The 23,973-nt window shown below is 46.5% G+C and carries 20 protein-coding genes; 13 read left to right on the forward strand and 7 right to left on the reverse strand.

Annotated elements, in window-relative coordinates; genetic code table 11:
* The coding region (locus IEW88_RS18715; protein ID WP_229670544.1) for a hypothetical protein at positions 1-437 on the forward strand (437 nt) is incomplete at its 5' end.
* The gene (locus IEW88_RS15640; RefSeq protein ID WP_221411444.1) at positions 383-2,410 is read left to right on the forward strand and encodes a S9 family peptidase; all 2,028 of its coding nucleotides are present in this window, start codon (positions 383-385) and stop codon (positions 2,408-2,410) included. The genes IEW88_RS18715 and IEW88_RS15640, both read left to right, overlap by 55 nt.
* Positions 2,411-2,483: 73 nt before the next feature.
* Here IEW88_RS15640 and fre read toward each other — a convergent pair whose 3' ends face one another.
* Genes fre through ubiD form a run of 3 tightly spaced genes read right to left on the reverse strand, consistent with a single transcriptional unit; the run spans position 2,484 to position 4,981 of the window.
* Positions 2,484-3,179: an NAD(P)H-flavin reductase gene (gene fre / locus IEW88_RS15645; RefSeq protein WP_053423409.1), complete on the reverse strand. Its 696-nt coding sequence runs from the start codon at positions 3,177-3,179 to the stop codon at positions 2,484-2,486.
* Between the two features lie 15 nt (positions 3,180-3,194).
* On the reverse strand, positions 3,195-3,473 hold the full coding sequence (locus IEW88_RS15650; protein ID WP_147904975.1) for a 2Fe-2S iron-sulfur cluster-binding protein: 279 nt from the start codon (positions 3,471-3,473) through the stop codon (positions 3,195-3,197).
* Positions 3,470-4,981: a 4-hydroxy-3-polyprenylbenzoate decarboxylase gene (ubiD, locus tag IEW88_RS15655; RefSeq protein WP_147904976.1), complete on the reverse strand. Its 1,512-nt coding sequence runs from the start codon at positions 4,979-4,981 to the stop codon at positions 3,470-3,472. The genes IEW88_RS15650 and ubiD overlap by 4 nt, the downstream gene beginning before the upstream one ends.
* Before the next feature lie 217 nt (positions 4,982-5,198).
* On the opposite strand from ubiD, the gene IEW88_RS15660 reads away from it, so the two are divergent.
* Together IEW88_RS15660 and IEW88_RS15665 are read left to right on the forward strand one after the other, a co-directional pair.
* A complete protein-coding gene (locus IEW88_RS15660; protein ID WP_147904977.1) occupies positions 5,199-5,969 on the forward strand; it encodes an EAL domain-containing protein in 771 nt (256 codons plus the stop codon).
* 51 nt (positions 5,970-6,020) lie between these two features.
* The gene (locus IEW88_RS15665; RefSeq protein WP_147904978.1) at positions 6,021-7,193 is read left to right on the forward strand and encodes a cystathionine beta-lyase; all 1,173 of its coding nucleotides are present in this window, start codon (positions 6,021-6,023) and stop codon (positions 7,191-7,193) included.
* Positions 7,194-7,218: 25 nt separating this feature from the next.
* On the opposite strand, the gene IEW88_RS15670 is transcribed toward IEW88_RS15665, so the two are convergent.
* Positions 7,219-7,914 (reverse strand): VC0807 family protein, encoded by a 696-nt coding sequence (locus tag IEW88_RS15670; protein ID WP_147904979.1) that lies wholly within the window; start codon positions 7,912-7,914, stop codon positions 7,219-7,221.
* 309 nt (positions 7,915-8,223) lie between these two features.
* Between IEW88_RS15670 and bfr (IEW88_RS15675) the strand changes: the two genes are divergently transcribed.
* The 5 genes from bfr (IEW88_RS15675) (at position 8,224) to ppc (ending at position 14,517) form a co-directional block, all read left to right on the forward strand.
* Entirely contained in the window at positions 8,224-8,700 is a 477-nt protein-coding gene (gene bfr / locus IEW88_RS15675; protein WP_046518918.1) for a bacterioferritin, read from the forward strand.
* 2 nt (positions 8,701-8,702) lie between these two features.
* Entirely contained in the window at positions 8,703-9,170 is a 468-nt protein-coding gene (bfr, locus tag IEW88_RS15680; RefSeq protein WP_053423403.1) for a bacterioferritin, read from the forward strand.
* A gap of 187 nt (positions 9,171-9,357) precedes the next feature.
* Entirely contained in the window at positions 9,358-10,119 is a 762-nt protein-coding gene (locus IEW88_RS15685; protein ID WP_185148635.1) for a fumarylacetoacetate hydrolase family protein, read from the forward strand.
* Between the two features lie 42 nt (positions 10,120-10,161).
* Positions 10,162-11,508: a cation:proton antiporter gene (locus tag IEW88_RS15690; protein ID WP_147904981.1), complete on the forward strand. Its 1,347-nt coding sequence runs from the start codon at positions 10,162-10,164 to the stop codon at positions 11,506-11,508.
* Positions 11,509-11,886: 378 nt separating this feature from the next.
* A complete protein-coding gene (ppc, locus tag IEW88_RS15695; protein ID WP_147904982.1) occupies positions 11,887-14,517 on the forward strand; it encodes a phosphoenolpyruvate carboxylase in 2,631 nt (876 codons plus the stop codon).
* A 62-nt stretch (positions 14,518-14,579) separates the two neighbouring features.
* Here ppc and IEW88_RS15700 read toward each other — a convergent pair whose 3' ends face one another.
* Complete coding sequence (locus IEW88_RS15700) at positions 14,580-16,853, reverse strand: TonB-dependent receptor (protein ID WP_147904983.1); 2,274 nt, start codon at positions 16,851-16,853, stop codon at positions 14,580-14,582.
* 651 nt (positions 16,854-17,504) lie between these two features.
* Here IEW88_RS15700 and IEW88_RS15705 point away from each other — a divergent pair.
* From IEW88_RS15705 to IEW88_RS15720, 4 genes are all read left to right on the forward strand, one after another.
* The gene (locus IEW88_RS15705; protein ID WP_185148636.1) at positions 17,505-18,764 is read left to right on the forward strand and encodes a beta-barrel domain-containing protein; all 1,260 of its coding nucleotides are present in this window, start codon (positions 17,505-17,507) and stop codon (positions 18,762-18,764) included.
* 80 nt (positions 18,765-18,844) lie between these two features.
* Positions 18,845-19,069 (forward strand): hypothetical protein, encoded by a 225-nt coding sequence (locus IEW88_RS15710; protein ID WP_147904985.1) that lies wholly within the window; start codon positions 18,845-18,847, stop codon positions 19,067-19,069.
* Positions 19,070-19,120: 51 nt separating this feature from the next.
* Positions 19,121-19,429 carry a hypothetical protein gene (locus IEW88_RS15715; protein WP_147904986.1) on the forward strand — a complete coding sequence of 103 codons (309 nt, stop codon included), beginning with the start codon at positions 19,121-19,123 and terminating at the stop codon, positions 19,427-19,429.
* Positions 19,430-19,724: 295 nt separating this feature from the next.
* Positions 19,725-21,839 carry a peptidase domain-containing ABC transporter gene (locus IEW88_RS15720; protein ID WP_147904987.1) on the forward strand — a complete coding sequence of 705 codons (2,115 nt, stop codon included), beginning with the start codon at positions 19,725-19,727 and terminating at the stop codon, positions 21,837-21,839.
* An 18-nt stretch (positions 21,840-21,857) separates the two neighbouring features.
* Here IEW88_RS15720 and mtnK read toward each other — a convergent pair whose 3' ends face one another.
* Together mtnK and IEW88_RS15730 are read right to left on the reverse strand one after the other, a co-directional pair.
* Complete coding sequence (gene mtnK, locus IEW88_RS15725; RefSeq protein ID WP_229670551.1) at positions 21,858-23,036, reverse strand: S-methyl-5-thioribose kinase; 1,179 nt, start codon at positions 23,034-23,036, stop codon at positions 21,858-21,860.
* Positions 23,037-23,123: 87 nt separating this feature from the next.
* The gene (locus IEW88_RS15730; RefSeq protein WP_147904988.1) at positions 23,124-23,945 is read right to left on the reverse strand and encodes a copper resistance protein NlpE N-terminal domain-containing protein; all 822 of its coding nucleotides are present in this window, start codon (positions 23,943-23,945) and stop codon (positions 23,124-23,126) included.
* Positions 23,946-23,973: the final 28 nt, after the last annotated feature.

The following is a 23,973-nucleotide window of genomic DNA, read 5'->3' on the forward strand; positions in this document are numbered from 1 at the left end:
AATTAAGCCAGAAGGCCTTGCTTATTTGCGTTGCCACAGGCGGTCGCCAGGGTGAAACAGGAAAAACGGGACGCAAACAGTTTTGCGTCACGCCTGTTTCACGCCTTGAGCTCTGCGAAAGGCCGGACAAGACGGCATGCTGTCGCCTGACCCAGAACCCCACGGATGGGGTGAGCAATGTAGTTCACCGCACCCAAATTCAGAACAAATCCGCTCAACTATCAAACAAAACTAAACCACAACGGCCCACAAAGAACGCCCCTACAGCTGATTTCACCAAGACCCAACCCCAAAACACCCCCATTAGCCGCATCACTCTGGCAATAGCCATCCAACCCAACCTAGTATTTGCTCAACCCATAATCAGAATAACGAGGTCCAGGTGCATTTATTTATCAAAACTGCTGTTTTTGCAGCCATTTCAGGTATCAGTCTGAGTGCAATAGCAACACAACAACCCTTGCAGTATGAAGATGTCTTCCAGTTAGAGTTTGTATCCGAACCGCAGATCAGCAGTAATGGTGATCAGGTAGTCTTTGTGCGTAATCGTTTTGATCAGGCGCTGGATAAACGTATTGGCTCTTTATGGCTAAGTGAGACGAAGACAGGCCAACTACGACCTTTAGTATCAGAACAAGCCGATATCAGCTCACCGTTATGGTCAGAAGATGGCAAAAAACTGGCGTTTATTTCATCTGCTTCTGGTAAGCAACAGATCCATATTCGCTGGATGGACAATGGTCAAAGCGGTCAGGTCAGTCATTTACCAGCAACTCCTACCGGTTTAAGCTGGTCACCCGATGGCAAATGGTTAGCTTTTTCCATGTTTACGCCGAAAAAAGTTGCTAGTCCGGTGACTTTACCTGGTAAGCCTGAGAAAAATGATTGGGCCAAAGCTCCTGTTTATATCGATACTATGCAATACCGTGCTGATGGCCGTGGTTATTTACCTGCCGGATACAGACACATTTATCTGATGGCTGCTGAGGGTGGCACGCCTATACAGCTGACCAGCGGAGATTTTGATCACGGTGGTGAAATCAGTTGGCAAAACGACAGCAAAGCCTTTTATTTTTCAGCCAATCGTCAATCAGATAAAAGAGCTCAGGCCCAGAATAGTGAAGTGTACAAGCTGACTATTGCCGACAAAAACCTGACTCAAGTCACCGATCGTTTTGGCCCAGATCACTCTCCAGCTCTATCATCTGATGGTAAATGGCTAGCTTATCTAGGCTATGACGATAAAAAGTTGGCGCATCAGGCCGACCAGCTTTACGTTAAAAATCTGCAGTCTGGTGAAGTTAAAGCCCTTACTACAGATTTAGACCGGGCTATTGATAGCTTTAGTTGGAGTGGCGATAGCGATGCACTTTATATCCAGTACGACGACGAGGCTCAGGGGAAAATTGCCTTACAGCCTCTGAACGGTAAACGCAAAGTGCTGGTTGATCAGGTCGGTGGCAGCTCGTACAGCCGTCCTTACACCGGCGGCAGTTTTACAGTGTCGGAGGATGGTGACATCGCCTATACCCAGATGTCGACTCAGGCACCAGCTGAGCTTGCTTTATGGCAGGACGGTAAAAAGAAGCAACTGACCGAACTGAACAAAGACTTGCAGTTATCCCGTGATATAGGCGAAGTGGAAGAGTTTTGGGTGACTTCTTCTGTCGATCAACGCAAGTTACAAAGCTGGCTGATTTTGCCGCCAAACTTCGATAAAACTAAAAAGTATCCGTTAATTCTGGAAATTCACGGTGGCCCTCACACCGCCTATGGTCCTGTCTTTGCGATGGAATTGCAGTTGATGGCGGCCCAGGGTTATGTGGTGTTGTATACCAACCCTCGTGGCAGCACTAGTTATGGTATGGAATTCGCCAATCTGATCCATCATAAGTTTCCAAGTGAAGACTATAACGATCTGATGGATGTTGTAGATGCCACAGTCGCTAAAGGTTTTATCGATGCAGAGCAGTTATTTGTCACTGGGGGTAGTGGTGGTGGCTTGTTAACCAGTTGGATAGTGGGTCATACCGACAGATTTAAAGCCGCAGTGGCGGTCAACCCTGTGATTAACTGGTTTAGTTTTGTCCTCAATGCCGATATGTACAATTACTTCAGCCAGTACTGGTTCCCGGGCATGCCGTGGGAAAAACCAGAACATTACCTGAAATATTCCCCTATCAGCTACGTCGGTAATGTCAAAACGCCAACCATGCTGATGACGGGAGAATCCGATCACCGAACACCTATTTCTGAGACTGAGCAGTTTTATCAGGCGCTGCAATTACGGGGTGTTGAAACCGCTATGGTGCGGATCCCTGGCGCTTCGCATGGCATCCATATCAGACCCAGTAATATGATGGCTAAGCCAGCTTATATCACCTACTGGTTTAATAAATACAAGAAATAGCGTTTTGCCGTCATAAATAAAAAGGGCCGCCTTAAATAAAGCGGCCCTTTTGTTTTATTAATGAGTGGATTACTCAGATATAAGCAAAAGCATCGGCAAACATTTGTTCGCGTCTTGCACCTTGCTCAAGGAAAGCATCCCGTACTACACCCACCATAGGGAAAGGGCCTGCGATGTAGATGTCGTAAGCTTCCAGTGAGACAAAATCTTCCAGCACCGCCTGATGCACTAAACCAGAGCGGCCTTGCCAGTTATCGGATGGACTTTGCACTACGGGCACCAGCTTAAAGTCATGATGGGTAGAGGCCCATTGTTGCAATTCAGGCATATGGTACAAGGCTTCTTCATGACGCACGCCCCAGTATAAAAATACCGGTCTTTTCACGCCAGCTGCTGCTATCGCTTGAGCTATGCTGTAGACATACGAAAAACCTGTGCCACCTGCCAGCAACAAAATAGGGTTATGGCTGTCTTCGCGCCAAAAGGCCTGACCTAAGCCTAGCTCTACAGTCACTTGATCATTGCTTTGCAGATGGGCTAGAGCCTGACCTGAATACTGATCAGCCACAGCACCGCCAATTTGTAGCTCAAGTTGAGTTTGACCAGGAATTGAGGCGACAGAGAAAGGCCGCTTGTCTTGCTCTGTTAAGCACAACTGTAAATATTGTCCTGCTTTAAACTCTACTTTTTGTTGTGGCGTCAGCAGAACCTGATGCACTCCAGAGGTCAACGGCTGAATTTTATCGACGGTACAAATCACTTTGGTCATGAATAATCCTGCGGCTTAGCCACGAATAAAAGGGTGGTGTAAGGTCAAATCTGACTCGGCATAAGCCAGACAACAATAGGTAAAGTTCTGCGCTTTATCCAGATCAGACAAAGGTTCGGGTGGCAGATAAGACACAGAGCCAGAGCGCAGCCGGCAGACGCAGGAGGTGCAAACTCCCTGCTTGCAACGAAACGGAAAGTCGATGCCATGGCGCAAAGCCGCATCGAGAATGGTTTCGTTACTGTCCACCTGAAAACTCAGGCCACTGGGTTGTATCGTTACCTGATGACTCATTTCTGACCCGGTACTTTAAGTGTTTGAGCGACCTGCTCAGCTGGTAGTATACCCAGTTCAGCCCAGATACTATCTACTTTGGCTTTAACGGCCGGATCCATCACTATAGGTTCGCCCCACTCGCGAGTGGTTTCGCCTGGCCACTTATTGGTAGCGTCTAAGCCCATTTTCGAGCCTAAACCCGACACTGGTGAAGCAAAGTCCAGATAATCGATCGGCGTATTTTCGATTAAGGTGGTATCACGAGCTGGATCCATACGGGTCGTGATAGCCCAGATCACATCTTGCCAATCACGGGCATTGATATCGTCGTCACAGACAATCACAAACTTGGTGTACATAAACTGCCGTAAGAAAGACCAAACGCCCATCATCACGCGTTTGGCATGACCAGGGTATTGTTTCTTCATCGTCACAACCGCCATACGGTAGGAGCAACCTTCGGGTGGCAGATAAAAATCGACAATTTCCGGAAACTGCTTTTGCAGAATAGGCACAAAAACTTCGTTCAGCGCCACACCTAAAATCGCCGGTTCATCTGGTGGACGGCCAGTGTAAGTGCTGTGATAAATCGGCTTTTCTCTGTGAGTGATATGAGTCACAGTAAAGACAGGAAAGGAGTCGACCTCGTTGTAATAGCCTGTATGGTCGCCATAAGGGCCTTCAGGCGCCATTTCACCTGGCTCGATATAACCTTCTAATACATATTCTGCAGAAGCTGGTACTTGCAAGTCGTTGCTGATGCAACGAGTCACTTCGGTATTATCACCGCGTAATAAACCGGCAAAGGCGTATTCAGATAAGGTATCAGGTACTGGAGTCACTGCACCTAAGATAGTAGCTGGATCTGCGCCTAAGGCGACGGAGACAGGAAAGCGTTGGCCCGGGTTTGCTTTTTGCCATTCTAAAAAGTCTAAGGCACCGCCACGATGGGATAACCAGCGCATAATAACTTTGTTTTTACCTAGCACTTGCTGGCGGTAAATCCCCAGATTCTGCCGCTCTTTATGAGGGCCTCTGGTGACTGTTAAACCCCAGGTAATCAAAGGCGCTGCATCGCCAGGCCAGCAGGTCATCACTGGAATTTTGCTTAAATCCACCTGATCGCCCGAAAGCACCACTTGCTGACAAGGGGCGCGTTTGACTTCTTTCGCAGGCATATTCAGCACTTGCTTGAAGATAGAAAACTTGCTGAAAGCATCTTTTAAGCCCTTTGGTGGCTCGGGCTCTTTCAGAAAAGCCAGTAATTTACCCACTTCGCGTAAAGCGGCCACGTCAGTCTGACCCATACCTAAAGCAACGCGTTCTGGTGTGCCAAACAGGTTCGCGAGTACTGGCACATCAAAGCCCTTAGGGTTTTCAAATAACAAGGCAGGGCCACCCGCACGCAAGGTACGGTCCGCTATTTCAGTCATTTCCAGATAAGGGTCGATTTCCATCGAGATTCGTTTGAGCAATCCGCGTTGCTCCAGCTGACTGATAAAGTCACGCAGGTCTTTGTATTTCATAAGGCTCTGGCTCTGCTTGATATGGGACTATTATACATGGCTGACTTGGGCAAACCAGTCTGTACTGTGGTTACAACAAGGCCAATACGGCCTGAACGCAAACTAAGACCAATTTGATTTCACCAGCCTTTTTGTCGAACTGAGCGCAGTTAACTTGCATTCACTAGCTGTGGTCATCTAATGTGATAGTTAAACCATTGCTTTTTGAGTTACTTTTATGGATTTTCCAGAACAAATCAAACAACAAAGCTGCATGGACTGCTTAAGTGGCCAATCTTTAGGTTTTGAGATCCGTATGGCTTTTCAGCCGATCATCGATTGGTCTTCGCAAGAGATTGTCGGCTATGAAGCTTTGGTGCGTGGACCCGAAGGGCAAGGTGCAGGTTGGGTTTTTGAGCAGATTAACGATAACAATAAATACTACTTTGACCAGGCTTGCCGTGTGAAAGCGATCGAGACAGCCTCTAAACTTGGGCTGAAAAAATTGCTCAGCATTAACTTTTTACCTAACGCTGTTTATAACCCTGAAACCTGTATTCGCGCCACTATTGAGGCTGGCGATATGTTCGGCTTTGATATCACTCAAATTATGTTTGAGGTGACGGAAGGCGAGCAAATTACCGATCAGGCTAAATTAAAACGTATTTTTGAAAGCTATGCCAAACGTGGTTTTATTACTGCGATTGATGACTTCGGTTCTGGTTATGCCGGTTTAGCCTGGCTGACTTCGTTACGACCAGCTGTGTTGAAGTTAGATATGGGATTGATCCGGGATATTGACAAGGACACTGTAAAGCAAGCTGTCCTGAAGGGGATTTTGACCGTGTGTTGCGAGTTAAAAACCAGAGTATTGGCTGAAGGCGTCGAAACAAAAGCGGAGCTGGATTATCTGGCTCATGCAGGTATTGACTGGTTTCAGGGGTATTACTTTGCTAAACCGCAGTTGGAAAAACTACTGAGTCATTCAGAGATCCAGGTCTGGCGTTAATTATCAATTCGCTGTAGATTGTCAGACATCTGGATGTCTAAGGTTTTTCTGATGAAAAAAGCAACTCAACTAATCCATGCGGGCCGTGGTAAAGAATGGACTGGCTCTGCGGTTAATCCGCCCGTAGTACGAGCTTCCACTATTGTATTTGATACTATGGCCGAGCTAAAGCATGCGACAGCGCATCGTGGTGATCGAGTGCCTTATTATGGCCGCCGTGGGACAGCCACTCATTTTGCGTTACAGGACGCCATTTGCGATCTGGAAGGTTCAGCCGGCTGTGCTTTATATCCTTGTGGCGCTGCTGCTATTAACGCGGCTTTATTGAGCTTTTTAAAGCAAGGCGATCATCTGCTGATGGTCGATACTGTCTACGAGCCCACTCGAGCTATCTGCGATAAGTTATTGGCTGGTTTAGGCATTGAAACTACTTATTACGATCCGTTGATTGGGGCAGGCATCAGTGCGCTGATCAAAGCCAATACTAAAGTGATTTTCCTGGAGTCTCCTGGTTCTCTGACCATGGAGTTGCAGGATATTCCGGCTATCAGTGCTGTTGCCAAAGCTCATCATACAGTCTTGATGTTGGATAATACCTGGGGCACTCCTGTGCTGCTGGATGCTTATGGTCTGGGTGTTGATGTTTGTATTCAGTCGGCCACTAAATACATAGTGGGCCACTCCGATGCCATGCTGGGTATCGCCACGGCCAACGAAAAACACTGGCCACAGCTGCGTGAGTACAGCTACCTGATGGGCTACTGTGCGTCGGCGGATGATGCCTATTTAGCCAGCCGTGGTCTGCGGACTCTGAAGGTACGTTTAGCTCAGCATCAAACCAATGCATTCATAGTGGCAAAATGGTTACAACAACGACCTGAAGTCGAGACTGTACGTCATCCGGCTTTGCCTGAAAACCCAGGACATGAGATTTTTCAGCGTGATTTCATTGGCAGCAATGGCTTGTTTTCTTTTGTACTAAAACAAGGTGATGCCAAAGCTGTGGCTGCGTTTATTGAAGGTATGCAACATTTTAAGATGGGTTTTTCCTGGGGGGGATACGAGAGTCTGATTATTCCGAATTTAAGTATTCAAAAACTCAGGACCGCCAGCCCATGGCCTTATTCAGGCCCGCTGATCCGTTTACATATAGGTCTGGAAGATACCGACGATTTAATTGCCGATTTAATTGCGGCATTCGAGCGCTTTCATCAGGCGCTGTAATCACAGCGCCTGATGTTGTTGTCTGTTATTGTCGGAGAAAGGATTCAATACTTTCGCCTGTCACTTTGCCTATCTGACTAAACAGATACCAAATAGCCACCATTAACATCACGGTACAAGGCAAAGCGATAACCGGAAAACTCAGAGCTGTCATCTTTGCCAGCTCTTCATTAAAAGCAGGAGTACCGGGTGCACTCACCAATAAGTACTTCGCCAGACCATAATTCAGTACCGAGGATACGACAAAAGATCCCGCCACCAAATAGGCACAATTTTGTAGTTTGCTCGCAAACAACTGCTCTGCATTGTGGGCTTTTAAACTGGCGTCCAGTTTGGCTAAATCCATTAGTTCATCGTTCAACAAGATTTTCTTCACCAAAGGATACTTACTGCGTTGGCTAACTAACACCAGCAGCGCAATAATACCTGGCACAGCAGCTTCTTTTATCGCGATATAGGCTGGGTCAAGCTGCAATAAGCTAATACCGCCAGTCAGTAGTACACTAATCACACCCAGTACAGATAAAAAGTTGACCTTTTTACTTTGTTGCAATTCCCACAATCCAAAACCCAATGGAAAAGCTAAAGCGACCACTAAAGCCCACACCGGGCCTAATTGATGATCTTCGCTTAATTTACTCAAAATCAGCGTAGGAATAACAATATTGAATATCAGATTCACTAAAAAACCTGATGATTTTTTCTTTTCTGTTTGACTCATAAATTCCAGCCTTACTGCCTGCTTTGTTGTCACAACGGCTCAGTGTGACGCCGAGTATATCTGATTTAACTCTGGTTACGCAGTATCAGGCTGAACAGTTGTATTCGGCCGATGAAAAGAACAGAAGCGCAACCAGCGGATAAAAGCTTTAAGTGACTGATTTGTGGGACATTACAAAAACTTAGCAAGAACTCTGGCACTAAAGCGAACCATTCGCAATGCCATCTCATTGATTTTATTGGTTTTTTGTTGATTTCGGTGGGTTTTCGGCTAGAATAAACACAAATTTTGAATCTGCAGGTACCAGCTATGAAAGGCCAACCTTTAGTGCTCGCTAAGCTCAACGAGGTGCTGACCTCAGAGTTAACCTCTATTAACCAGTATTTCTTACACGCCCGTATCTATAAAAACTGGGGTTTGGCTCAGCTCAATTCAGTGTGTTACAAAAAATCGATCAAAGATATGAAGCAGGCAGATGAGCTGATTGAGCGTATTTTATTCCTCGAAGGCCTGCCAAACCTGCAAGCTTTAGGCAAATTACGTATTGGTGAAGATACCGAAGAAATGCTGCAGTGTGATTTGGATTTTCAGCACGACCAGCTGCCGTTATTACGTGACGCCATCAAATTATGTGAACAGCACCAGGATTATGTCAGCCGCGAGTTACTGCAGGAAATTCTGGAGCATGAGGAAGAGCATGTCGACTGGATTGACACTCAGCAGCAACAAATTGCTTTAGTAGGTTTGGAAAATTACCTACAAAGCCAAATGGGTTCAGGAGACTAACAATGAAAGGTAATACACAGGTTATCGCAGCCTTAAACGAGCTGCTGTCGAACGAACTCAGTGCTATGGATCAGTATTTTATCCATGCCCGCATGTACCATGACTGGGGGTTAAGCAAACTGTTTGAGCGTATCGATCACGAAGTGACGGATGAAAAAGCGCATGCGGCGGCCTTGATTGAACGGATTTTGTTTTTAGAAGGCACACCGGATTTATCCAAGCGTGATCCGCTGCAGGTCGGTACTGACGTGCCTTCCATGTTGCAAAACGATTTAAACGTGGAATACGCAGTAGGCGCCTTATTGAAAAAGACCATAGCTCTGTGTGAATCTGTGCAGGATTACGTCACCCGCGATTTGCTGATGACCTTACTGGACGACACGGAGAACGATCATGCGCACTGGCTGGAACAACAGCTGCGCCTGATCAAGCTGATTGGCTTACCCAACTATATTCAGTCGCAAATCTAAGGCTGTTGTCTGTTTGCAAAAAAGCATCTTCGGGTGCTTTTTTTGTTTAAGGTAGTCAGAAATTGGAGCGGATCAGAGGAATTGAAGCTGCGGAAAGCTCTGATGCCGGCATTGAACTGCAGCCGCTTGCAGCTTAAAGTACAAAGCTTCATAGCGACTGCTCATTACTGCCGGAAGGATTTTTAGTGTGACTCCAGAAAATATTCAACGCTCTGCGGCTTGGTTGGCAGAGTACCGTCGTCGTGGTGAAGCTGCACCTTTATTACCAGCAGAACTGCGTCCAACTTCATTGTCTGAAGCTTTTGCGATTCAACAATGGCTCTTTATTGAATTGGATTGGCCTGTTGTGGGGTGGAAAGCCGGACTGCCTGCTCCGGATAAATGGGTGCTGGCGCCTATAGCTAATCTGCAACAAGGCGAGCTTTGCTTGTTTGAACAACAGTCAGAGCAGTACAGCATTGAACCTGAGCTGGCGTTTTTGCTGGCGACCGATTTACCTGCCCGGGCCGAACCTTATAGCGAAGCTGAGGTAAAAGCTGCGATTGGTGCCACTCATCTGGCGCTGGAGCTGATCATCCGGCCTTATAGAGCTGATGCTGGTGTAGAATTTTTAGATCAACTGGCGGCAGGTTTATTTAATCAGGGTTTATATATTGGCCCTGTTGTAGCTGAACATGGCGTGCCTGAAAAGTTTGAGCTGGTGCTGGAGTATTCAGGTCAACAACAGAGGTTGGAGGCTCAACACCCTAATCAGGACCCGCTACTGCCTTTGTATTGGCTGGTGAACAATTTAAGTAGTCAGGGTATTGGTTTAAAACAAGGCGAATGGGTGATCACTGGCTCTTACGCTGGCGTAGTGCAGGTGCCGTCTGATACGGAGCTGAAATTGCAGTTTGGATCTTTTGGCCACATCAACACACAATGCAGTCATAGGGCTATGATAAGCTAATCGGCTGATTTTGTTTTTTTGTTTTGCCATGGAGAGTTTGGGATGGAATTTTTACCGGCCTGGCCATTGACTGTTACGCCGCTGTCATCCTTTGGTCTGCTGCTGTTGATTGGCAGTTTAGGGGGATATCTGGCACACCGCATTTCCTGGTTGCCCAGTATCACAGGTTTTATGTTGGTAGGATTTTTAGTCGGCCCTAGTGGTTTGGGGTTGTTGACTGAATCGGTGCTGAAAGATTCCCGCATTCTGATCGATATTGCGCTGGCTTTGATTTTATACAGGCTGGGTTCTTCGCTTGATTTACGCTTTCTGCGTCAGTCACCGCGTTTGCTGGTGATTGCTCTGGTAGAAAGTACGTTAACTTTCAGCGCGGTCTTTACTGTGTTGTGGTTATTTCAAATTCCACTCGTCTTAGCCGCGCTCATCGCCGCTATTTTGGTGTCTTCTTCCCCAGCAGTGTTATTGCACGTTGCCCATGAAGTTGGAGCCAAAGGTCCGGTCACTGAGACTGCCAAGTCCTTAGTTGCTTTGAATAACCTGCTGTCTTTCCTCGCTTTTGCTTTTGTTGTGCCTGTCTTGCTGGCTGAACAGGACGCAGGTTGGCAACAGATTGTGTTGCAGCCTATGTATTTATTGTTAGGCTCTGCTTTGTTGGGGGGAGCTATTGCTTATGGCTTGCATTTTCTGACCAGCCGAACGCAAACTGCCGTGCAATACAAGCTGGCCCTGGTGGTTGGGGCTTTGATGTTATGTCTGGGGTTGGCTCAGCAATTAAAACTCTCCGCGCTGTTCGCACCACTGGTAGTGGGTATTGTGGTGCGCAGTATGGAGCGCGAAGAGGTGGTGTCTGCGCTGGAGTTTGGCAGTGCTTTTGAGCTGTTTTTTATTGTGTTATTTGTCTTTGCTGGTGCCAATTTGCACTTCGCCGAACTAGTGGCTTTTGCCCCTGTTATTATGGCTTTGGTGGCGGTGCGTTGTGCTGCCAAGTGGTTTGGTGTCAGTGTCAGTTCTGTGTTGTTGGGGCAAACAGTCCGCACCGGGGCCTCTTCGGGTTTATTATTGATCCCAATGGCCGGCTTGGCGATAGGTTTAGTGCAAAGCTCCAGCCAACTGGTGCCGGAACACGCGGCGGTGATCAGTGCCATAGTGCTTGGCGCTGTTACAGTGTTTGAAACTATAGGGCCACCTATAGCCTCTTATGCCTTTCGTCTTGCCGGCGAAACAGAAGCTCAGGCGTCAGCAGCTGTGGCTGGCCATCAGTTACAGCATCCGTGGCAGGCCGATGGCACTGTAGCTGTGGATTTGTCTGCTTTGCATGCGCCTGAACCTACAGATGCAGTGTTAGTAGAACAGGCTGAACCCAAAAGATTTAAATTCTGGCGCTGGTGATCTCCAGCGCTGACTCTTGCTCACTTTGTGACAGGGTGAGCAAACTCTATGGCTTAATAGCTTCCTCACTTTTAAAATTCTGAACCATGTTTGATGGAATATTTAGACTTCTAAACTTCTGGCTTTCTATTTTGTTGGTGGTTTTGTAATCTATCAGGCTTGAGCACTAAACAAATACCCGTTAGGGTGGGTCTGAACAAAAAAATACCCAAAGTAATTGGAGTAGCAGGCAGGCGACAAGTGCGAGAGATTTCAGGAGCATAGTTGTCCTATGTGACTGGGGCGAGAGCGCGAAGTCAACAAAGCTACGGCTTCAAGTATGAAGGGGATAGAAACCGCAGTACGAAACTGCAGGCAGTGCAACGAGGAGAGTGGAACATGTCGCAATATGCTGCCTTGAGGGCAAATGTCGGATTGTTGGGTACCCAGCTGGGTGACACCATCCGCAATCAATTAGGTGATGCGGTTTTAGAACGTATTGAGCAAATTCGTGCTGTAGCCAAAGAAGCAAGGCAGGGCACAGAGCTGCAGGATCAGCAACTGAAACAAGTGCTGGCCAGTTTAACGGATCAGGAAATTCTGCCGGTTGCCCGCGCTTTTGCACAGTTCTTAAATCTTGCTAACTTAGCCGAGCAGCACCATACCATCAGTAAAGCTGGTCGTGCTTCTATTGAAAAGCCTGAGCCTGTTGCTGAGTTATTGCAGCTGTTGCAGAATAAAAATGTCAGCAAAAGCCGGATTGAGCAGGCCGTGGCCGATTTATCCATCGAGCTGGTGCTGACTGCTCACCCGACAGAAGTCACTCGCCGTACCCTTATCCATAAGTTGACTGAGATTGCATCTTGCCTGGCAGAATTGGAGCAGGATTTAGCGCCTGCGCAGCAGGAAAAAACAGAAAACCGTTTGTATCAGCTGATCACTCAGGCCTGGCACACCAACGAAATCCGCGAACAACGACCTACGCCAGTAGATGAGGCTAAGTCTGGTTTTGCTGTGATTGAAACCTCACTCTGGGATGCTATTCCGGAGTTTATCCGAGATTTGGATACTGCTTTGATCCCTGTGCTGGGTCATGGTTTGGCGTTAGACGCTGCTCCTATTCGTTTTTCATCCTGGATGGGAGGAGACAGGGATGGTAACCCTTTTGTCACAGCAAAGGTCACGCGTCAGGTACTGTTGTTAAGTCGCTGGAAAGCTGCGGATTTATTTAGTCGTGACTTGGATATACTGGCGAACGAACTGTCAATGAATCAAGCCAACGATGCATTACGTGCCGTCGTTGGGGAGGCGTCAGAGCCTTATCGTAAGTTGCTGAATGATGTCCGCTATAAGTTACTGCACACCAGAGACTGGCTAACCGAAGCGTTAAAACATGACAGATTGCAACGACCTGAGGGACTGATTTGGCACAATCAGCAGTTGTTGGAGCCTTTGCTGCTGTGCTATCAGTCTCTGCTCGACTGCAAAATGCAGGTGGTGGCTGAAGGCTTATTAAAAGACACTATTCGTCGTGCTTATGCCTTTGGTTTAACTTTGCTGAAGCTTGATGTGCGGCAGGAATCTGGTCGTCATACTGCCGTATTCAGCGAATTTACCCGCTATCTGGGTATTGGTGATTATGCTGAATGGGATGAACCGGCCCGTCAGGCATTTTTACTGAATGAACTAAGTAGTAAAAGACCTTTATTTCCCCGCAACTGGTCGCCAAGCCCTGAAGTAAAAGAAGTGCTGGATACCTGCGACATAGTGGCTCGTCACGGGCCAGAAGCTTTATCTACTTATGTGATTTCAATGGCCGGTAAACCCTCAGATGTACTGGCTGTACAGTTACTGCTGAAAGATGCTGGTATTACTTTCCCAATGCGGGTGGCTCCTCTGTTTGAAACCCTGGCCGATTTAACCAATGCGCCGGAGTGTATCAGTAAGTTGCTGGCCATTGATTGGTACAGAGGTTATATCAACGGCCGTCAGGAAGTGATGATTGGCTATTCTGACTCAGCCAAAGATGCCGGTGCTTTTGCTGCCGCCTGGGCTCAGTACAGTGCACAGGAAGCTTTGGTCGCTATTTGCCAGCAAGCCAAAGTACAACTGACTTTATTCCATGGCCGTGGCGGCACTATAGGCCGTGGTGGTGGTCCGGCACATGCCGCTATATTATCTCAGCCACCTGGTTCATTGGCAGGTGGTTTGCGGGTGACTGAACAAGGCGAGATGATCCGCTTTAAGTTTGGTTTAAATGGCCTGGCACAGCGTAGTTTAGCCTTGTACGCCAGTGCTGTGCTGGAAGGGGTATTGTTACCGCCACCAGTACCAGAGCAAAGCTGGCGTGAGTTGATGCAACAATTGGCGACAGTTTCTTGTGACGCTTATCGCGCAGTGGTGCGCCATCACCCGGATTTTGTGCCTTATTTCCGTGCTGCCACACCTGAGCTGGAGCTGGGCCAGTTACCACTGGGTAGTCGTCCGCCTAAGCGGAATCCTAATGGCGGTGTTGAAAGTTTACGTGCCATTCCATGGATTTTTGCCTGGTCGCAAAACCGCCTGATGTTACCGGCCTGGTTGGGTGCTGGTAATGCGCTGGCTGTTGTTGTTGAGCAAGGAAAAACCGAGTTATTGGCTCAGATGCGGGCACAATGGCCATTTTTCGCCACCCGTTTGTCGATGCTGGAAATGGTGTATTTAAAAGCGGATGCAGAAATTGCCGCCTATTACGATGAAAAACTGGTGCCGGAGCATTTGTTGCCTTTAGGTTTACAATTGCGTCAGCAGCTGGCTGCAGATACTGCTTTGCTGTTAAAGCTGATCCAAAGCGATACGCTGATGGCCAATGAAGCCTGGATCCGTGAGTCTATTATGCTACGAAATACTTATGTCGACCCGCTGCATATTTTGCAGGTGGAATTATTAAACCGGGTGCGGCATGCGCCTGAAACGGTCAACGACAGTATTAAACGCGCTTTGATGGTGACTATCGCCGGTATAGCAGCTGGTATGCGTAACTCGGGTTAAGGGACTGTTTTCAAATAAGAAAGGGCATACAATGTATGCCCTTTTTTGTCTAAAATTACAACTTAGAAAAAGTTCTTTTTAAACTCAACACCGATGATACGAGGTTCGTTAACAAAACCTGTCAGGTTGTTGAAATCGATAGCACCTTTTAAGTTTTCTTCGTCGGTAATATTGCGGCCAAATAAAGCCACTTCGTAGTTGTTATCGAAGTTCAGATAACCAATACGTAAACCAGCTTCGAAGTTACCATTGGTGCGGTATTCCATAGATTCATACAGGAACAGGTTGGTATCACCCTGACGGGCTACATCACCATAAATATAAATCTCACCTGTGCTAACCGGAATATCGTAACGGGCGTTCACCGTCAGAATAGTTTCAGGAGCTTGCGGGAACGGATTGCCGTCAATAAAGACTAAACCATTACCACCAGCTGGGTCTGTTGGTGTGCAGGCACCTGAACCGCACGGAGCAACCAGTAAGTTTTGGTCCTTCAGTTCAGTATTGTTGTAACTGAAACCACCACCTACCACCAGGCTCTTGGTGGCACGCCATTCAGCATCCACTTCGAAACCATAACCCACGCCTTTGTCGGCATTAATCAACTGATTGCCCTGAGTTTCACCACCAATAGCGGATAACTGAATATCGTCAATGGTGTAATAAAACAGCGCACCGTTCAGACGCAGTGAATCGTCCAGTAAGTCAGACTTAGCACCTACTTCAAATGAAGTGATAGTTTCTGAATCAGCGACTGAAGGCGCTTTTTCGAAGGCAACATCACGACCTTGAATCGACTGAGCACGGAAACCGCTGGCAACACGACCAAAAACGCTGGTGGTATCGGTCAGGCGATAGTTGCTGCTTAATTCCCAGCTCACCTGGCCATCGTCGACTTTGAGAGGATCGTAATTCTGGATACTGGCATCTCCAGTCACTAACGCAAAACCATCCACGTTTTGCTGACCGACCCAGAAGGTTTTTTCATCATAAGTGTAACGAACACCACCAGTGATATCCCAGCGGTCAGTTAGATTGTAAGTAGATTGACCAAATACAGCCCAACTCTCGTTGCCATGGTAGACAGTGGTTGCACCGTAGTAACCATCAACACTAGTCACACCAAAAGAAGAGTCAAAGTAGAAAGCACCCACCTGCCACTCTAAAGCCTCGTTGGTATCGCTGGCTAAACGTATTTCCTGAGTGTACTGCTCTAAATCGTTCAACTGATCTTCAGTTACGGCATCAAAAGGAATAAAACCTGGACCCATTTGTTCAGGGATGTTGTCAAAGTTAGCATCGATACGGTGACCACCATCGATATCACCTTTGCCTTTACCGTCGGCTTTTTCCATTGCTGAAATCATGGTCAAGGTCATGTCTTTTAACGCGAATTCGAACGTTAACGACGTACCGAAGTTGTCATATTTCTGGAAGTTGCCATCGCCTTTGTCGTAATAGACGGTATCGCGATCATAATTTTCGTTCAGCTCATTGCTGCCCGGAGTCAGAATATTGGCTCTGAATAAAGATGAGGTGCCATCCAGTTTACGACCATGCACGTTCAACAAGGCTGAAAAGGCATCAGTGTCATATAAGAACTGCAGACGGCCTGCTTTTTCGTCATGACCACCAGTGAAATCTTTTTCGCCGGTAAAACCGTTATCGACCCAGTCATCACGGTTTTGGTTCATCAAAGAAATACGGGCAGATAACTCGTCCGTTAAACCACCACCTGCAGCACCTTCTAGGTTAATAGTGCCGAAGCTGCCCACTGTTGCTTTGGTATAAGCTTCGAAGTCCTGTGTCGGTTTCACTGAATTAAATTTCACAATACCTGCTGTGGTATTGCGGCCAAACAAGGTGCCTTGCGGGCCACGGATCACTTCAGCTTGTTCGATATCAAATAACGGGAAGCTTTTGAGGATCACGTTTTCCATTACCACGTCATCCATAATCACAGAAACTGGCTGAGAAGCGGCCAGGTCAAAATCTGTGTTTCCCAAACCACGAATATAAAAACGCGGTGCAGCACGGCCGTTTGATGACTCAGCGTATAAACCTGGGATCTTGCCAGATAAAGCCTGAATGTCCTCGCCACCTGCAAACAAAGCGTCGAATTTCTCACCGCTTAAAGTTGCAATAGAGATAGGAACTTCCTGGGTGCTTTGCACACGTTTCTGTGCCGTCACCATAATGCGTTCCAATTTTGTCTCTTCAGCAGCCTGATCTTTGTCACTTTCCTGCGCGAATAAAGCAGGAGAAAGACCCACGGCTGCAGCGAGCAGACTGGCCTGAATACTCAATGCCAGAACAGACTTTTTGCATGTTTTCATCAATGTTTTACCTTAGTTTTAGGCTGTTATGTATTTTCTGGTGCGTCCTGCGGATAGTTATCAAAGCGAACCCTACAAACTCTGGAGTGACCACAGTGTTTGCCTGATAACTTGTACGCTACTATAGCATTTTGCAGCTACTTTTGCCGATTTGGTGGATAAAATGGCTAATAATCATCAGTTTGCTGTAGGTTATTTGTACATTATCTACTTAAGCAAGGTCTGGTTTACCTGATGATAACTTCGTCAGGTTGATATTTTTAGCTGAAAAAGGGCTGTATTAGTTGTGCTATCGGTTTGGTGAGAGGGGGGAGCAGAGCAGAAGCGGATTGTGACTTGCTATCAGGCTTGTATCGCTGAGCTATACAGCCGAAAGTAAAACCATTATTTCTGTTGGTTCTCGCTTTGAATATTCAATATCTGCGGGCTGGTCCATGCTTTTTCGTATCCGGTGACAGACCGAATGGAAGCTTCAGCTTTTTCCGCCCCGCACTAATTACATATTTTATGTTAATTATTTGTTTATTTTTTTGGCTCTACTACACTTGGTTTTTACTTCTAATTTCAGTTTTCAGCGGTGTTGGGTGTAAGCCTGTCGACACAAAGTGGAAAATCTTTTGGCAGTTTAAAAACTGCATGGAGTTTCACTGTATGGCGACAGAACAAGCTTTATTTAGAGTTAAAGCTGTGCAGGCGCAGCAACAGCGGCTCGAGGGGAAGGTCAGTGTTGTTCAGCCTGTCAGCAGCTCGGTTTTGTGCTTTTGCTTAATTTTGATTGTGTCTAGTCTGCTGTTGTTTTTACATCAGGCTAATTTTTCCCGTAAAGAGACGGTACAGGGATATCTAAAGCCTTCCACTGGTGTGGTCCGTATTCAGAGTCAACGTTCAGCCGTGCTTACCCAGCTTTATGTGCAGGATGGAGCTCAGGTTGAGGCTGGTCAAAAGTTGGCTTTATTGAGCAGTGATGAATTTCTGGCGGCAGGACAGAGCTTGACGAGTCATTTGCAAAGTAGTCTGACACGTCAACTGGTATTAAACAGCCAAAAACAGCAGGAACTGATTCAGAGTTTTGAGCAGCAAGACCAGCAACTTGCGGTGCAAATTAATAACGTCAAACAACAATTATCAGATAATCAACGCCAGCAGAAGTTACTTACTGAGCGTATCGACTTACAAGCCGAACGTTTGGCTTCTCAACAGAAGCTTGCGCTCAAAGGGCATTTACCCAGACTGCAATTAGAGCAACAACAAGATCAACATCTGATGCTGCAGCAACAGCTAGCCGAGGTACAAACTTTAGCTCAATCTATTCGCCAACAACAAATCCAGTGGGAGCACCAGCGTCAGACTCTGCCTGTGGATCTCCAGCGCCAGTTGCAACAACTCAAAGCCGAACAACTGCAGTTTGAACAACAAAAGACCGAACTAATGGCCCGGGGGGAAGTGCTGTTAACGGCTCCGGTTTCAGGTCGGGTGACTAATTTGGTGGTAGCTCAGGGGCAGCAATTACAGGGTTCTCAGGTGCTGATGCAGCTATTACCTGAAGCTGGTGTTTTGTACGCTCAATTATTAGTTCCAACCCGTGCTTTTGGTTTTATCCAGCCTGGCCAGACAACCTGGCTCCGATTTGATGCCTTTCCTTATCAGCGTTTTGGTTTGTATCAGGGAGAAGTAAGTCAGCTGTCAAAAGCCGTGTTGATGGCACAAGACCCTGATAGCCCTGTACGCATTCAGGAACCTGTGTATCAAGTGCAAGTGCGCCTGAACCAACAGTTTATTGAGGCTTACGGTGAGCAACTGCCATTGCAAGCCGGTATGTTATTAAATGCAGATATCGTACTGGAACAGCGTTCAGTATTGAGTTGGTTGTTGGAACCATTGGTCAGCTTAAAGGGACGTTTTCAGATTTAAATCATGCTGTGTACTTGCAGTGAGGCACAGAATGATGGCTCTGGCGATGTCAGAGTCTAATTAATGAAAGGAGCTCAAAAATGAAAGAGTTAACATGTGAACAAGTGAACGAAGTAAGTGGTGGCTTTAAACCCCCAACAGATGTATGGCCCGGTATGTCTGCTAGATTGGCCCTGACTACATTTAAAGGTTGGGGGGCTGTTGGTGCAGCCTTTAGTGCTGGGTATATGATTGGTGAATTTCTGAATAGTAATACTCTTATTCAGAAGAAGATCGCCAGTTTGATTGACTCAATGTTCTTTTAGTTTTGACTTGGGGGATGAAGACATTCATCTCCCTTTTAGAGAGGAGGGATTATGAAAAGCTTAAAGTCTAAAATGACTGAAAAAGAGGTCCTCGTCATCCTTTATAGCGCGGCATTTGCTATGTTTTTGCTTTCTATGCATGCCATATCAATAAACGATATATGGGGATTTCTATCCTCTCTAGGGACTTCACTAGTGTTAGCTCTAGGACCAAAAGACCCAGACTTTTATAGATCGCCGATTAAAAAATTGGATGATTTAAACAATATCTCGTATTCGACGGATGCTCTATCAGGTGCAATTACCAGTGTTGCTTTTATATTCATTGTTATTGGCTTGATCGGGAAATTATTTTTCTAACAGAACCTGGCTTTATTCGGACCTTAACATGGAGAGATAAAGAGCTTTTTCATAGCTAGGGTGCTGTAAATATATATATTTTGGTTCTGAGTGTTCTCCATGGATAACTATATTGCATTGAGTCATTGGATTTGCAGAGCTTGAGCTGATACCTGTGTTCAAACTTGGACAAATCGTAGGCTTTTACATTGTTCTTTTTTACTCATGTACGAGGTAGTGAGAGACATAACTTTCGGAATGAATCAGGCCATTAACACAACACATTTATAAGTTTTTTATCAGTGGAACTGTTGTTATGCAAATCATCTATCAATCTGAAGCCGCAGAATGTGGTTTGGCTTGTCTGGCCATGGTGGCTGGTGCTTATGGTTATAAGACCGATATGGCTAGTTTGCGTCAGCGTTACCCACTCTCCCTCAAAGGTGCGACTTTGCAGCATCTGATGCAGTTGGCAGATCAGTTAGGGTTGGCTGCCCGAGCTTTACGATTGGAACCTGATGAACTGTCACAACTGAAACTGCCTTGTATTTTGCATTGGCAGATGAGTCATTTTGTGGTGCTGATCAAAGTGAAAGGTCAGGCTATCCAAATTCTTGATCCGGCTTTTGGTAAGAGAGATTTAAAGTCCGCTGATGTTGATCAATGCTTTACTGGTATTGCACTGGAGCTGACTCCCACAGCTGGGTTTGAAAAAACAGATCATCGGCAGACATTAAGTATTCGGCAGTTCTGGTCCTCTGCATCCGGATTATGGCCTGCTTTAATGCGGATCCTGTTCATGTCGGTAGTGCTGCAGTTTTTTCTGCTGGTCGCGCCTTATTACATGCAACTGGTTGTTGATGAAGTGTTGGTGAGCCGGGATTTGGATTTATTGTATGTGTTGGCGTTTGGTTTCGGCTTATTACTGTTCCTGCAAATACTGACCAATATACTACGCAGCTGGCTGGTACTGCATTTGGGTTCTGTACTGAATCTGCAACTGGCGACCAATCTGTTCCGGCACTTGTTGCATTTGCCGCTTGGCTTTTTTGAAAAGCGCCATATGGGCGATATAGTGTCGCGTTTTGGCTCGTTACAGCAACTACGGGAATTACTGACCACTAGCCTGATAGAGGCTTTAATTGATGGCTTGATGGCATCTGCGGTATTGGTGTTACTTTTTGTGTATCAGCCTGTACTAGCTGCTGTGGTGCTAACGGCGGTGTTACTTTATGCCTTAATGAGATTAATTTTTTACGCACCACTAAAACAATGCACAGAGCAAAGTATTGTCGCTCAGGCGAAAGAACAATCCAGCTTTATGGAGAGTATTAGGGCCATTCAGTCGTTGCAGTTGTTTTCAAAACAAAGCCAACGTTTAAGCTTGTGGCAAAATCAGTATTCAACATCTGTAGATCAACACTTCAGGCTGGGCCGCTGGCAAATATCGCTGCAAGCAGTACATCAGCTGTTATTTGGTATTGAGCATATTATTGTGATTTATCTGGCGGCTTTGGCTGTGCTTGGTCATACATTTAGCGTTGGCATGTTGTTCGCTTTTGCCAGCTACAAAAGTCAGTTCACTCAAAGAGCCTCCGCTTTTATTGATCATTGGGTTGAGTTCAGGATGTTGGAGCTGCATTTACAACGTCTGGCCGATATTGCGCTTACTGAAACTGAAAAATCAGGCGAAACCCAGCCGTACTTGTCGTTACAGGGCCATATTGAATTGCGTGATTTGAGTTTTCGTCAGTCGGAGCAGGAGCCTTGGTTGTTCAACCAGCTAAATTTTAAGCTATCACCCGGTGAAAGTGTTGCTATCGTTGGTCCTTCAGGTATAGGCAAAACTAGTTTGCTAAAAGTGATTCTTGGATTTATCAGTGCGCAGCAGGGCAAAGTGCTGGTGGATGGTATGGAGTTAACCAGCTTCGGCCTGCAACATTATCGTAGTCAAATTGCGGCTGTGATGCAGAATGATCAGCTGTTATCAGGTTCGATCATGGACAATATTAGCTTCTTTAGCCCAAAACCTGAGGTACAGCATGTGATGCATTGTGCCGAACTTGCCGCTATTCATCAGGATATTGTGGCTATGCCCATGGGCTACAATACGCTGATTGGCGATATGGGCTCAGCTTTGTCTGGTGGCCAGCAACAGCGTTTGTTGTTGGCCAGAGCTTTGTATCACAAGCCCAGGGTTTTAGTGCTTGATGAGGCCACCAGTCACCTGGATGTGATGCTGGAGGCTCGTGTGAATCAGGCTATTCGTCAGTTGCAGATCAGTCGCATCATAGTGGCTCACAGGCCTGAGACTATTTTGACTGCAGATCGAATTTTATTACTACAGCAAGGCCAACTGACCGATATCACCCGCGAATTTCAGCAGCTTCATCCTGCAACTGTATCACTTCGTCGTGCAGAGGTGACTTAGTTTTTCGGCCGCCAGAGTTCAAATCTGTTGAGCTAGTTTTGCCAGCAACTGCTCTGGTGTCATGTGCCGACGGTGCATGATGAAATCCTGACCCAGCGCCAAAAGTTGTCGCTGAGTCTGAATTTTAAAACTGCTATCCGGTAATTTTTTCAACTCCTCAGCCTGTGCCCAGCCAATGGTCCGGCGGATCAACTCGCAGCCAACATAACCTACAGTGTCCTGCCACAACTGCTGTAAGAAATGTTGTTGATACATGGCATTCTGAAAACTCTGATCCTTGGTTTCCTTTTGCATCAAAGCGTTGAATACAGTCGAGAACTCCTGCCAAAATAAGTTAATTTGACTGGAGAAATATTGCTGAGCCTGAGTTTTTTTGGCGGCGCTTTGCACCATGAAATTCAAAATAAGGCTGGCAATAAAAGTACCAGTGTCAAAGCCAGCTGGACCGTAACAGCCAAATTCTGCACCTATCACTTTATATTCTTCATGGCTAATTAGCAGGTTACCGCAATGCAAATCTCCATGCAGTAAGACTTGAGGTTTAGTCAGATAGTCTGCTTTTAACTGAGCTACTTCGGCCTGCAGTGCCTCATTCAGCCATAGCTCCCGCAATTCTGGCAGTTGTGCTACGCTCAGGCTGTTGCGTTCATGGTTGCAGTAGGGATCGGTAAAGACCAGATCTTCGGTTACCAAACAAAGTTCCGGGTTGTTAAACTGTAGTTGTCGTGCTTTTTTTACCGGACCAGTCAGCACAAAGTCGCTGCTGTAAAAACTGGTTTTTGCCAGATAACGGCCCAGATGTAGCCCAATATGTTCTGGTTGTTGATCGCTCTGAAAAACGTTACGAAGCACAGCGCAGTCGGATAAATCTTCTAACAATAAAGCTGCAAGCTCCTGATCATAATAGAAAACTTCTACCAGATACTCAGGGCAAATTTTGGCATGATGTTTTAAAACATCGGCTTCAATTTGAGCCCTATGTAAGCTGACCGGCCAATGTTGGGTTAACCCTGAGTGTTCGGGTAGGGCTTGTTTGACGATAAGGCTGGTGCCTCTGTTGTTTTTAACCCGGAACACTTGATTCAGGCCTGTGGTGTCCAGTTGTTCTGCACTCAACTGGCTGTGATCGCCAAATAAATCGCTATGCTTGTCGGCGAAAACTGCGGCGTCTTTTGGAGTGAAAGCGTGGTAAGACATCAGGGTAGATCCATCAGCTAAAAGGCCATCATCGCAAACCCTTTTGGGCTGCACAATGGCCTTTTTATTCTGAGCACCCCTTTGACTCTAAGGTTGGGCTTCGCTAAAACGCAATAATGCAGCAGTACGCGCTTTATAAAAGGCTAAACCAGAGTCATTCAGACTGTAGTTGTCCACACCTTGTAGGGTGGTCAAAAACTGCTGCTCGACCGAAGCGTTCAGACAGGCTTTTTCTGTCGTAGCCATAGGTTTAAAGGTCAGTCGCAGCCCTTCTGTTTCATAAGCTCCGGTGAACTGATTACAGCCAGCGAAGCCGCTGACCCTGCCATCTTCACCAAACTGCAGATAAGGTGTCATATCCGGTTCTGTCGCTGCGACCCTTTGTCCCATGATTTCCATTAGTTTCCAGCGCACGCCAGTCAGAGTCGGTTCTGTTTTATTTTGTTTCTTCAGCTTATAGTTTTCGGCCAAGTCACCACTGATAACCTGACCTTGTATATCCAACTGGAACAACTGATTCTCACCTACTTTATACAAAGCCGGACCATCTTTCTGGTTGAGCAAACGAATCACAGAGCCATTGGCATCCCACTCAAACTGACCTTTTTGTTTAAAGGCTGTAGCATCTTTGCCAAGATATATGGTGCTGAGCTGATAACTTTGGTCCATATTTAAGGTTAACGAAGTTTCAATGCCTTCACAGTCGGCGCAAGGCACTACACCTTTGTATTCTCCAGCCCAATCCAAAGAGTTAGCGCTGTTGCTTTTATCTGGTGCAGCTGCAGTGTCTGTCTGTGCTGTTGGGCTCTGAGTCAAAGGTTGAGTTGGCACCGAGGTCTCTGTTGGTGCAGGTCCACAAGCCACCAAAACAAGGCAGGCGCTCAGGCTGAGTATCACGGGTTTTATCATCAACTTTCTCCATCTGTCCGTCGTGCAG

Source organism: Rheinheimera tangshanensis (assembly GCF_014645135.1).
GTDB classification, from domain to species: domain Bacteria; phylum Pseudomonadota; class Gammaproteobacteria; order Enterobacterales; family Alteromonadaceae; genus Pararheinheimera; species Pararheinheimera tangshanensis.